Here is a 12,151-nt window from a genome sequence, read left to right on the forward strand (position 1 = left end):
TTATAATATCGGACATGCATTCCGGTTCGGGCGAAGGAGAGGTACGCGTGAAGGTCACCATCGCTGGCGTGACGTTGGACAACCCGGTCATCCTCGCGCCCATGGCGGGCGTGTGCAATCCTCCGTTCCGCCGGCTCGCGAAGGAACTCGGCGCGGGCATGGTGTGCGCGGAGATGGTCAGTGACAAAGGGCTCGTGAGCGGAAACGAGAAGTCCAAAAAAATGACGACCATTCTGCCGGACGAGCATCCCGTGAGCCTCCAGCTCGTGGGGTACGATCTCGCCTCCATGGAGCAGGCCGCAGAGATGGTGGGCGAGACGAACGCCGATCTCATCGACATCAACATGGGCTGCCCCGTCTTGAAAATTTGCAAGACCGGAAGCGGGGCGGCGCTCGCGCGGGATCCGAATTACGCCGCGAAAATCGTGCGAGCGGTCGTGAGCCGCGTGAACAAGCCGGTGACGGTCAAGTTCCGAAAGGGCTGGGATGACGATCACGTCAACGCCGTGGAGGTGGCGCTTGCGGTCCAAGAGGCGGGGGCGCAAGCGGTGGCCGTGCACGGGCGGACGGCCAAGCAGATGTACAGCGGGAAGGCCGACTGGGACATCATCCGCCGCGTGAAGGAGGCCGTGCGTATTCCCGTCATCGGCAACGGGGACGTCGTCGATCCCTTGACCGCGAAGCAACTGATGGAAGAGACCGGGTGTGACGCGGTCATGGTGGGCCGGGCGGCACTCGGGAACCCGTGGATCTTCCGCGAGATTGCCCACTATCTAGATACCGGCGAACTGCTGCCGCCGCCTTCGGTGGAAGAGCGGCTCGAGGTGACGCTGCGGCACATGCGCATGCTGGTGGAGTTCAAGGGCGAGGACATCGGGGTGCGCGAGATGCGTAAGCATGCGGCCTGGTACGTGAAGGGGCTGCCTGGCGCCGCGGAGGTCCGGACGCTCATCAATCAGCAGACGACCATGGCCGGCATGGAGGCCGTGTTGCGCGACTACTGCGATTGGGTGCTGCGCAGAAAGACGGCGTGACAGCCCTTCGCAAGTTGTCCATGAGAGGAGGCCGCCGTTCGTGGACGTGCGACGACCGGCGGCCACCACATGCGACGAAACCCTCTGAATGCTTACTCCAGCGCGACTCCCTTGGTCTCCTTGCCGAGCGCCGTCACAATCACAAACCCCACGAAGAGCACCGCAAAGAAGACCCCAAACACCCAGCCGTAACCAAGATGTGCTCCGAGCAGCCACCCCGTGGCAAACGGGGCGATGGCGCTGCCGAACCGGCCGAACCCAGCCGCCCACCCCATGCCCGTCGCCCGGAACATGGTTGGGAACTGCTCCACGGTAAAGGCGTACGTCGCTGCGAAGGCCGCGAGCATGAAGAACGAAAGCAAGAGGCCAAAGACGATGAGCGAGACCGTGTTCCACGCAAACCCGAATGCGAGCGCCGACAGCGCGGTCAGGATCATCGCCGCGACGAGCGTCCGCTTCCGGCCCCACCGTTCGACAAGCCACGCAGCCGTCATGTATCCTGGAATTTGAGCGAGCGTCATGATGAGCGAGTAGCCCAAGCTGTGTACCAGCGAGTATCCCTTGTCGTACAAGACGGACGGAAGCCACAGGAACATACCGTAGTAACTGTAGTTCATGACGAACCAGACGACGGAAGCCACGAGCGAGCGGCGGCCGAGCTTTCGCGACCAGATGTTTTGCACGGACTCGCCAAACGTGCTCCGGCGCTTGAGTCGAGCGTACCGCTCCGCCTCGGGCAAGGCAAAGCGCAACACCAGCGTGTACAGGGCTGGGATGGCGCCGATGAGGAACACCACGCGCCAACCGAAGGACGGGATGACGAAGTAGGACACCAGCGCGGCCGCGAGTGATCCCACGGCCCAGAACGACTCAAGGAACACGACGCGTCGGGCGCGCACCTCGTCTGGCGAGGACTCGAGCACGTACGTCGTGGCCACTGGCAGCTCGCCCCCGAGCCCGAGGCCGACGAAGAAGCGCAGCACAAAGAACATCCCAATACCGGCTGCAAACGCGGAAAGACCCGTCGCGAGGCTGTAAATCAAGATGGTGACCATGAACAGCGAACGCCTGCCGAATCGATCGGCGCAAAGACCCGCGAGGGCGGATCCCACGGCCATGCCGAGGGAACTCACGCTTCCGACGAGGCCGGTCACCGCGTGCGTCAGATGCCACTGTTTGGCGAGAACCACGAGTACATACGACAAGAGGCCCACGTCAAACGCGTCGAACAAAAGTCCAAGGCCTGAGGAGACCAGGATTCGAACCGCCGACACGCGCTTGACCGGGAGAGAGACGGGATCGACCACTGCGCTCACCTCTCCTGTGCGTTTACCCACGGTATATGTGCCGCATGTGCGAACGGTGACAGCCGCCCAAGCGGGGCGACGAGAATGGCTCGAAATAGGCGGAAAGGATGAAGGCCATGTCCAACCGGGTGGAATGGTGGATTGGACCTGCGGGGAGCGGAAAATCGTCTCTCGTCGCGGAGGAGATGCGCCGCGCCGCGGAAGCGATGCCGTTCGGCCCGCCCGTCCTGTGGGTGGTTCCGGAGTCGACGGCGTTCGCGGCGGAGACGCTGTTGATGGAGCGCGTCCGCGCGGCGTTTCGCGTCGAAGTGGTGACCTTGAGGCGACTGGCAGATCGCGTGTGCGCGCACGGTGGCATGGCAAGGCCTCTTTTGACGCCGGTGGGGAGGCAGTTGCTGCTGCGCGCGGCGTACGAAGAGCTCGAGCCCTCTCTCGGCCCGCTGCGCCGCGCTGTGCGGAGCCCATCGCTCTACCACCACCTGCTTGCGGCGTTTGACGAGCTGACTGCGCACGGGGTCTCACCGGAACAACTCGCGGCGTTGTTGGAGATGTCCGCAGCCCGCTCGCAAGAGGTCGAAGCGACACGGCGGGTGGTGCACCGGTCACTCGTGGGGAAACTGGGCGACGTGCTGAAGCTGTACGTGAGATACAGGCAACTCGCCGAAGAGAGGGGATTCGCAGATCCGCCTCTTCGCTTTTCGGAGGCCGCCCAGGCCGTGCCACACGTCCCCTGGATCGAAGGCGCGTCTGTGTACCTGGACGGTTTTCACGCGTTTTCGCCGGCCGAGCGCCAGTTCATCTCGGCGCTAGCGCGGCGCACGAAGCGGCTGGTCATCACCTGGGAGGATACCGGCCTCGAGGGAGAAGGTTGGGAAGCCCTGTTTGCGGAGGCTTCGTCGCAGGCCTCGTGGCCGCACCTGTCCGTTTGGATCGACGCGCACGAGGAGCATTTCGCGAGCGAGTCGGAGGCCGTGGCGGCGTACCACCTCCTCGCATGTGCGCGGGATTTTGCGCGAGATTCGCTTGAACAGGCGTTTTGCCGCATGCCGCGGGGCGAAAGGGCCGGCCGATTCGGAGCCTCACCGCTCCTGCACTTCGAGCGGGCGCTCGCGGGCCACGCGCCCGAAGAGCCGATTCGCGGCGTCCGCGTGACAAAGTTTCGCGATCGCGCCGAGGAGTTGGGGGCGGTCGCAGACGAGATCGCGTACTGGGTGCAACACGAGGGCGTGCGACCGCGGGACATCGCGGTGTGCGTTCCAGCGCTCGACGGCCTTGGGCGCGATCTCGCCGACGAGCTCGCGGTGCGCGGGGTCCCGGTCTCCATCGATTCGTTTGCCACCTTGGCGGATCACCCTGTGGGACAGCTGTTGCGCGGGGCCATCGGCGCGGTGCGGACCGGGTTCGATCTCGACGCCATCGCCACGCTGCTCCGCTGTCCGCTGGTGCCCATCAAGCGGCGCGAGGCGTTCGATCTCTACGTCCGCGAGCATGGCGTCAGCGGTGCGGCAGCGTGGCTGAATCCGGAGCCCTGGAGCTTTGGCGCCCGCGCCTTCCGCACGACGTCCGGCCTGTCGGACGAGGAGGCCGACGAGACGCGCCGGCGCTTGGCCGACGCTCTCGCTCCCGTCGTCCGGGCGTTTGCGCAGCCCGCGCTTCGCTTGAGCGAGGCGGCGAGGGCCCTTTGGTCGCTGCTCCAGGCGTTTGGTGTCAAGGACCAGCTTGCACAATCCGTCGTTCAGGTGGACGATGACCCGATGGTCGGCGTGATCCACGAGCAGGCGTGGAGCGCGGTGACGGCCCTTCTCGACGATCTCGCCACGCTCCAGCCTGAGATTGCCCTGCCGAGTCACGAGGTGGCGGATCTCGTCCTGGAGTCCATGGCGACCGAGCGACTGACGCGCATTCCGAGCGATGCGGATGCGGTCTTCGTCTGCGACTTTGCGCGCGCCGACAACTGGTCCCGGCCCCGGGTGTTCGTCGTGGCCGCGGAGGACGCGTCGCTGCCGCCGCGCGTGGCACCGAGTGGCATCCTGCGCGACGACGAGCGCCTCGCCTTCGCCGAGGTCTTTCTCCGCCCGCTCGGGCGCACCACGGAGGACGAGCGTCGCAACCTCGAGTGCCTTCCCTATCGGGTCATGACGCGAGCGTCCGAGGCGGTGGTGGTGACGTGCGCGGCGAGCGAGGGCGGGATCGAACGACACCTCGCGCAAGCCCTGGCGTCGCTCGTCGAACGAGGTCACCTGAGGGTGGACGAAGCGCGCGGGAACGGCGCAGTCCCCGTTCACCCTGTGCAGGCGATGCGCCTGCTCGCCGACGCGCTCTGCCGCGTGCACACCGGGGCGGCGCTTGCGGAGGTTTCAAAGAATCCGCTCGTGCAGGACGTGCTGACCCACGTGTGGGCCGGGGCGGGGGACGACGCCCGGTTTCAGCGCGTCCTCGCGGGGCTGTGTCATCGCCCGCGGCCATGGCGACTGCCTGCCGAGTGGGTGCGGGATCTGTACGGCGACCCCATTCGCGTCAGTGTCAGTCGACTGGAGACCTACGCCAAGTGCGCCTATCGTCACTTCGCCCGGTACGCCCTCCGCTTGGAACCGCTCGAGCTCCAGCCGGAGGCCGAGCGGAACGCCGGCACCTGGATCCACGCCGCGGTCCAGGTGGCGACGCAGCGGTTGGCGGAGCAAATTTCGCGCCTGGCTGACCTGGACGACGAGGCGCTGGAGACCGCCTTGCTCGAGATTGCCCACCAGGCCCTCGAGCAGGCCGCGCAAGACACCAAGCTGGAAGCTGAGCTCGAACGACCGGAGATGGGCGCCTATGTGGCAGAGCGGCGGCGCCACTTCGAGTTCGTGGTGCGCGCAATCTGGATGCAGTTGGCGCGCGGCCAGATGCGTCCCCTGTGGCTGGAGAAGGAGTTTCGCGATGTCGAGGTGGGCGCGTGGAACGGGGTGCGCGTGGTGCTGGACGGGCGGATCGACCGCGTCGATGGCCTCGAGCAAGGGGAGCTGGGGCTGTGCGTGTACGATTACAAGTCGTCGGACACGTCGCTTCACCCGTCCAAGGTGCACGAAGGGCTGCAGCTGCAACTCTTGCTGTATGCCCTGGTGGCGATGCGCGAGGCGGAGGCCGCGGAAGGACGGCCCGCGAGGTTGTACGGCGCATTCTACATGCCGCTTGTGGCGAGGCGAAACGTCCTCGACAGCCCACCCGAAGCGCGCGAGGCGTTTGCGCAGCTCGGCGCGTATCGAGCCAAGGGCTTCTTCCTGCGCGACGAGGGCGCCCTTGTGCGCGTGAACGAGGACCTTGCGCCTGGCCGCGGCTCCGCCCTCTTCAGCAGGCAGCTGCGGGCAGACGGCGCCTGGGCAGCGGATGCGACCGCCTGGCGAGAGGACGAGTGGCAGGCCGTCCTTCGCCACGTGCAGCGCCGGGCGGGGGAGGCGGCGAAGGCCATTGCCGAGGGCGACGTGCGCGTGTCGCCGTATCATCTGAGCCACGAGGACAGCGGCTGCACGAACTGTCCCTACAACACCTTGTGCCACTTCGAGCGCGCGGATCACTTCGATCTGTACCGCGCCGTGCCGAAGCTGACGTTTGACGACGTGATCGCAGGAGGGGGTGCGAACCCGTGAGTGTGACGTGGTCGCCGGAACAAGCGCGAGCCATCCGGGCGCGAGGGACCAACCTTGTGGTGTCGGCCGGAGCCGGTTCGGGCAAGACCGCGGTGCTCGCAGAGCGCATCGCGAGCTTGGCGGAGGGGGATAAGGCGTTTCGGATGGACCAGCTGCTCGTGATGACGTTCACCGAGCCGGCGGCGGAAGAGATGCGGGTGCGCATCGTGCGCAGGTTGGCCGAACGCGCCGAAGAGGCGGAACGAGCAGGCGAATCCGCCAAGGCGCGGCGATTCCGCCGGCTCGCCCACCGCGCCAAGGACGCCCAGATCTCGACAATTCACAGCTTTTGCCTCTCCCTGTTGCGCGATCACGCGCTGGAGGCGGGGCTTGTCCCGGGCTTCCGCGTGCTGTCCGGCGAGGAGGACGCCGTCCTGCTGCGCGCCGCGGCGCAGCAGGTGCTCGACGAATGGGCGGGCCATCCCGAGCGCGGGCCGCAGCTTGGCAGCGCCCTCGCGGCTCTGAGGCTTCACCGGCGGCAGCAGGCGGTAAGCGCCGTGTGCGAGTTGTGCGGTGTCGCGCTGAGCCAGGTCGATCCCGCCGGCTGGCTCGCCGAGATCGCGCACCACTACGATGCAGACGAGCTGTGGGCGGGCCCGTTCGCCGAGGCGTTCGCGCGCTGGGCGCGCATGAAGGTCGCACAGGCGGCCGAGTACATGCGCAGGGGCGTGAAGGAGCTCGAGCGGCTGCGCGCGCCGGAGGCGACCATGGCGGGCGCGCACGCCATCCTCGCGCAGCTGAACGAAGCGCTCGCCCTCCTCGCGGCGCACGGCGCCAGGTTCGATCCCGACGCGATCGCGCCGCTCCTCGAATGGCGGTCGGCGCGGCTCGCCAAGGAGTACGAGCCGTACAAGAAGTGGCGGAAAAAGGCAGGCGATACTCTCAAGGTGCCGCGGAAGGTGCTCGGCCGCGGTCGCGCCGACCTCGAGGCGGACGTGCGCGCTATGCGCCCGCACGTCGAGGCGCTGATCGGCGTGGCCCGCGACACGCTGGCCCGCGCTCAGTCGACAAGGCGCCAGGAAAACCGCCTGTCGTTCTCCGATCTGGAGCACCTGGCGCACGACCTGTTGGCGAAGGACGAAGGGGTTCGCGCCGCGCTTCACGCGAGATACCGGTACGTGTTCGTGGACGAGTACCAGGACACAAGCCCCATTCAGGACGCGATTGTGGACGCCGTCGCGCCGCCGGGCGGGCTGTTCCTCGTGGGGGACGTGAAGCAGAGCATCTACGGGTTTCGCATGGCGGAGCCCGGGCTGTTTCTCGCCCGCTATCGCCGGTACGCCGCAGGTGACGGCGGCGAGGCCATCGACCTTTCGGCCAACTACCGCAGCCGATCTGGCATCGTGCGCTTTGTCAACTACCTATTCGCACAGTTGTTTCACGCGGATGTCGCGGGATTCGATTACGCCGACGGGCACGAGATGAAGGCCAAAGCGGCGTATCCCGACGACGAAGGCGGGCCGTGTCCCGTTCAGATCAAGTTGTTCTTCTCGGGAGACGCCGAAACAGGACGGGAAGAGGAGGACGGGCTGTCCGAGGCGCCGGATGAGGCGGGCGAGGAAGACGACGAACAGGTGGCCAGGGAAAAACTCGAAGTCGAGGCCATGTGGGTCGCGGACCAGATTGCCCGGGCCATGGAAACGGGCGAAGAGGTGTACGATCGCGCCTCCGACACGCCCCGGAAGCTGCAGTATCAGGACGTCGCCATCCTGCTTCGCGCGGGCGGCGAGCAGCTGAACACTGTCGTGCAGGTGCTCGCTTCCCGCGGCATTCCTGCAGTGGCGCGCTCGTCGAGCGGATTCTTTCGCGCGATGGAGATCCGCTGGGCCGTGTCTCTGCTCGCGGCGCTTGACAACCCGCTCGACAGCTTGGCGCTCGCCGAGGCGTTGAAATCACCGTTTCTGGGCTTGTCCGACGAAGATCTCGCCGCGGCGCGGATAGCTCACCCGCGGGGACCCTTGTGGTACGCGGTGCGGAAGGCCGCGGCCGATGGCGCGGAGGCGCGGGAGGCACTGCGCGCAGCCGTGGAGCGGTTGGAGCGCTGGCGAGGCCTCGCTGAGGCGCGCTCTCCGGGGGATCTGTTACGCGACATCGCGCGCGAGGTCGAGATCGACCTGTATCTCCGCGCCATGCCGCGGGGGCTCGCCCGCGTGGCGAACCTCGAGCAATTGATTCGCCTGGCGAAGTCCCACGCGCCCCACGCGGGAGACCTCTACCGTTTTCTCGCCATGGTCCGGGGGCTCGAGGAAGCGGATGTCGATCTCGGCCACGCGCCTGGGGCGAGCACGGACAGCGTGGCGGTGATGACGATTCACGGCTCGAAAGGGCTCGAGTTTCCGCACGTGTACGTGCTCGGCATCGGCCGCCAGTTTCAGCGCAACAAGCGCACGCTCGCGCTTCACCGCCGCCTGGGCGTGGGCGCGGCCATGTGCGACACGCGGACCGGTGTCACCTGGCGGACCGTCCCTTCCATTGCCGTGGAACAGGCCGACCTCGAGGCGTCGCGCGCCGAGGAGGCCAGGGTGCTCTACGTCGCGCTCACGCGGGCCAAGGAGCGGCTCGTGCTCGTGGGCCACGCGGGCGACGTGGCGAAGCTCGCCGATGTGGCCGAAAGCCACGACGATGAGGGCCGCCTCGCGACCGAGGCGTTTCTCAAAGGGAACTCCTACGCGTCCTGGATCCTGCCTGCGCTCATGCGCCATCCTGACGGCGCCTGGTTGAGAAGGGAGGCGGGCGACGCTCGGGCCGCCCTGCCAGACGCGGCAGGCGTTCGATTCGAGCTCCAGGTTGAGGTGGCCGGCAGGCCGCAGGAATCGACGAGCGGCGACGCGCGGCCGTCCTCGTTCAGAGCGCCGATCCCGCCCGCGCAGGAGGTGGAGCGCGAGCTTCGCCGCCTGTGGCAAGGCCCGGCGTGGCGGTATCGCGAGGTACGGCCAGCCACTGCCGAGAGCGGACCGCGCGTTTCGCTCCCGAGCAAGCTCACCGCCACCGACATCCGGCGCCTGTTTGCCGAGCGAGAGCTGCAGGCGCGCGGCCGCCGCGCGGGCGCCGTGCTGGACGATCCAGCCTTCGTCCGCCAGCGCAGCGCGTCGCCGCGCGAGCGAGGCATCGCGTTTCACGTGTTCATGCAGCGAGCCCCCATCCAGCCTTACGCGACGCCCGATGAGGTCGCGCGCGTCGCGCAGGCACTCTTGGAGCAAGGGCTTCTGGACGAGCGCGCGGCTTTGGCGCTCGATCCCGACGACGTGCTTGCGTTCTTCGCCTCGCCGTTGGGTCGCCGCGTGCTCGCGGCCGACGAGGTGTATCGCGAGCAGCCGTTCTTCTATCGGCTGGATGTGCGCGCGGGGGACGCTCAGGCGCCCGTGCTGGTGCAGGGCGTGATCGACTGCATGATTCGGGATGCGCGCGGGTATGTGGTGATTGACTATAAGACGGACCAGGTGCGGAATCGGTCCGATCTCGACCGGCTGGTGCAGGCCTACGAGCCGCAGGTCGCGACCTACGCCGCGGCGGTGCGGGAAGCGGTTGGGGCGGAGCCCGAGGTGTATCTGTACTTCGTTCACGCGAGAACGGCCCGTTCGACGGTGCCAAGCCCGCTGGGCGTTCGCTTGGCGCAATGGGCGCAGCGCCAGATGGGTGAACTCCCTCGCTGACATGGCTTAGGAATGAAGAGGGTCTAGCACCACACATTGATCCTACTTCCTGTCTCCGATATAGTCAGGAGAGAGCGACAGCGCTCAATCCAATCGGGGATGGGGATAGGCATGGCGGCTTCACCCCAAACGACGGCTTTGGTGCTTGGCATTGTCCTGATCATCGTCGTGGTCGTCAGCGTTCCTGTGTACGTGTATGGGTCCATCGTCTTGTATCGGGTGTTGAAGAAGACGGGCGTCAGCAAGCCGTGGGCGGCATGGATCCCGGTGTACAACACCATCAAGATCCTGAATGCCATCGGCATGCGCGGGTGGTGGATTCTGCTTCCGATGGCCGTCTCGCTCGCCGGCTTGGCCGTGTCGCCGCCGGGGAGCGGCCACGCGTTCTGGTGGGCGAATATCCTCGCGTCGACAGTGAGCGGTGTGGTGTTGGCGGTGTGGTTTGCCAGGCTGTTTCGCGGGTTTGGGATGAGCCCCGTCTACGCGTACTTTTACGCCGGGGTTGGCATTCCCCTCCTGAACGTGGTCTGCGTCATCGTCGTCTTTGTGGGACTCTCCTTGATTGCGTTTCGCAGGGACGTCGTGTGGTGGGGCGTGGACTGAGGACAAGCGGAGCGGTTGCTCGGCGCTGGATCGCGCGTGGACCGGGGACGGGTGCCCCGGCCGCCGGCTAGGCCTTAGGATCCAATCACGTCTCGCGCCCCGTAGTAATGGGCGACGTAGTACGGATTTTGAAAGACGTTTTGGACGATGACCACGCCTCGCCGTTGTGGGCGGACGACGACTCAATCATCGGCCGTTGCCCATGTTGAATGCCCACGTGGGTCACGTGGTGGGGATAGAGCGACGCGTAGCTGTCCGTATCGGCGAAGAAGAGGAGATCGCCCGGCTCAAGATTGGAGACGCTGACAGGCGCCCCGACGGTGCCGGATCGTGCAATTCTCTCAGCAGCTTCATTCCGAAGTGTCCGAAGACATAGACGACGAAACCGGAGCAGTCAAAGCCTGTCTTCGGCGAGTCACCGCCCCAGCAGTATGGCGTGCCGAGAAACGACTTCGCATACTGCCCAATCATGAGGTCCAAGGGGTTGATCCCTAGGGTGGGCTGGAGGATGGCCGAACTCGCGAGGTTGTGCGCCTTGGCGATGAGATTGACGGTGTCGCCGGGCTGGACCGCCTAGACGGTGGGCAAGGCAACCTGTTGTCCGGCGACGAGTTCGTTCGGGTTCGACAGCTGAGGATTGGCGAGTTCCAGGGCGGCAAGCGGCAGGTGGCAAGCCTCTGCGATGCGGTACAGGGTGTCGCCCGGGCGAGCCGTGTACGTGGCGGGCTGGTTTTCGGTGGCCGCGAGCACGATGGCGTGGCCAAGTGCGACAAAGCTGAGCGTCAGGGTGGTCAACATCCAGGCGCTCGGTCGTCTCATGCTCTCCATCCTCTCGAAATCGAAGGTTGTAGACCAACTTCGATTTCGAGGCGGACAAGAATCCTTTATGGAAATGAAAGCAGCGAAAAGCATCCGTGATGATGTGTTCCAAATGAAAAGGCGCCGGTCTCTCCCGATCCCGGCGCTAGGCAGGCCAACTCAGTTTCAGTAATTCGCCAGGCGGCTCTGGACGCGATCGTCCATCAGCCACTTGCGCATGGACGCGGCCAGCTTCGGATCTTCCAAACCGAACGCCAGGTTCGCTTTGAGCCAACCCTCGAGGTTGCCGATGTCGTGCCGAACGCCTTCGAACTGGTACGCGTCGACGAGCCCCATCGCGGCGAGCTTTTGAAGGGCATCGGTCAGCTGGAGTTCGCCGCCGTGGCCGATGGGCGTCTGCTCGAGCGCGTCAAAGATGGACGGAGGCAATATGTATCGTCCGAGCACGGCGAAGTTCGAAGGCGCCTCGGCTTCGTTCGGTTTCTCGATGAGCCGCCTGACGGGGAACGGTTCCGGGCCCACCACGAGGCGCGCGGGCTCGATGATCCCGTACTTCGACACGTCGGCCGCGGGCACGGGCTGCACGCCAAGCAGGGCGCGCTCCGGATCCGTATATTGCTTCATGAGTTGCCGGACCACGGGCTCGTCCGACTGGATGATGTCGTCGCCGAGCAGGACGGCAAACGGCTCTCCGCCGACGAACGACCGCGCACAGAGAATCGCGTGCCCCAGGCCGAGCGGCGTCTTCTGGCGCACGTAGTGGATGTTGACCAGATCCGAGATAGCCTGCACCTCGGTCAGCATGTTCGACTTGCGGCTTTGCTCCAGGTGCAGTTCCAACTCGGGCGATCGGTCGAAATGGTCTTCGATGGCCTTTTTCGCGCGCCCGGTGATGATGAGAATCTCCTCAATCCCCGAGTACACGGCTTCTTCCACGATGTATTGAATGCAAGGCTTGTTCAGGATGGGCAGCATCTCTTTCGGCACGGCCTTGGTGGCCGGAAGCATCCGCGTGCCGAACCCCGCGGCCGGGATGACCGCCTTTCTGACCTTCATATCCTTCACCTCTG

At 66.0% G+C, this 12,151-nt stretch carries 8 protein-coding genes; 4 read left to right on the forward strand and 4 right to left on the reverse strand.

The window, feature by feature from the left end:
* The first annotated feature begins 47 nt into the window (after positions 1 to 47).
* Positions 48 to 1,034, forward strand: a complete 987-nt coding sequence (gene dusB, locus AS26_RS05025) for a tRNA dihydrouridine synthase DusB (protein ID WP_062306755.1) — start codon at positions 48 to 50, stop codon at positions 1,032 to 1,034.
* Between the two features lie 92 nt (positions 1,035 to 1,126).
* On the opposite strand, the gene AS26_RS05030 is transcribed toward dusB, so the two are convergent.
* A complete protein-coding gene (locus AS26_RS05030; protein WP_062306758.1) occupies positions 1,127 to 2,341 on the reverse strand; it encodes an MFS transporter in 1,215 nt (404 codons plus the stop codon).
* Positions 2,342 to 2,457: 116 nt separating this feature from the next.
* On the opposite strand from AS26_RS05030, the gene AS26_RS05035 reads away from it, so the two are divergent.
* From AS26_RS05035 to AS26_RS05045, 3 genes are all read left to right on the forward strand, one after another.
* Complete coding sequence (locus tag AS26_RS05035) at positions 2,458 to 5,967, forward strand: PD-(D/E)XK nuclease family protein (RefSeq protein WP_062306760.1); 3,510 nt, start codon at positions 2,458 to 2,460, stop codon at positions 5,965 to 5,967.
* Positions 5,964 to 9,659 carry a UvrD-helicase domain-containing protein gene (locus AS26_RS05040; RefSeq protein ID WP_062306763.1) on the forward strand — a complete coding sequence of 1,232 codons (3,696 nt, stop codon included), beginning with the start codon at positions 5,964 to 5,966 and terminating at the stop codon, positions 9,657 to 9,659. The genes AS26_RS05035 and AS26_RS05040 overlap by 4 nt, the downstream gene beginning before the upstream one ends.
* A 111-nt stretch (positions 9,660 to 9,770) precedes the next feature.
* The gene (locus AS26_RS05045; RefSeq protein WP_062306766.1) at positions 9,771 to 10,262 is read left to right on the forward strand and encodes a hypothetical protein; all 492 of its coding nucleotides are present in this window, start codon (positions 9,771 to 9,773) and stop codon (positions 10,260 to 10,262) included.
* Positions 10,263 to 10,484: 222 nt separating this feature from the next.
* On the opposite strand, the gene AS26_RS14640 is transcribed toward AS26_RS05045, so the two are convergent.
* The 3 genes from AS26_RS14640 to galU form a co-directional block, all read right to left on the reverse strand.
* Positions 10,485 to 10,733, reverse strand: a complete 249-nt coding sequence (locus AS26_RS14640) for a C40 family peptidase (RefSeq protein ID WP_245629626.1) — start codon at positions 10,731 to 10,733, stop codon at positions 10,485 to 10,487.
* A 102-nt stretch (positions 10,734 to 10,835) separates the two neighbouring features.
* Entirely contained in the window at positions 10,836 to 11,081 is a 246-nt protein-coding gene (locus AS26_RS14645; RefSeq protein WP_169793471.1) for a LysM peptidoglycan-binding domain-containing protein, read from the reverse strand.
* A gap of 165 nt (positions 11,082 to 11,246) precedes the next feature.
* Complete coding sequence (gene galU / locus AS26_RS05055; RefSeq protein ID WP_012811348.1) at positions 11,247 to 12,137, reverse strand: UTP--glucose-1-phosphate uridylyltransferase GalU; 891 nt, start codon at positions 12,135 to 12,137, stop codon at positions 11,247 to 11,249.
* Between the last annotated feature and the right edge of the window lie 14 nt (positions 12,138 to 12,151).

The sequence above is a fragment of the Alicyclobacillus sendaiensis NBRC 100866 genome (assembly GCF_001552675.1).
Taxonomy (GTDB): domain Bacteria; phylum Bacillota; class Bacilli; order Alicyclobacillales; family Alicyclobacillaceae; genus Alicyclobacillus; species Alicyclobacillus sendaiensis.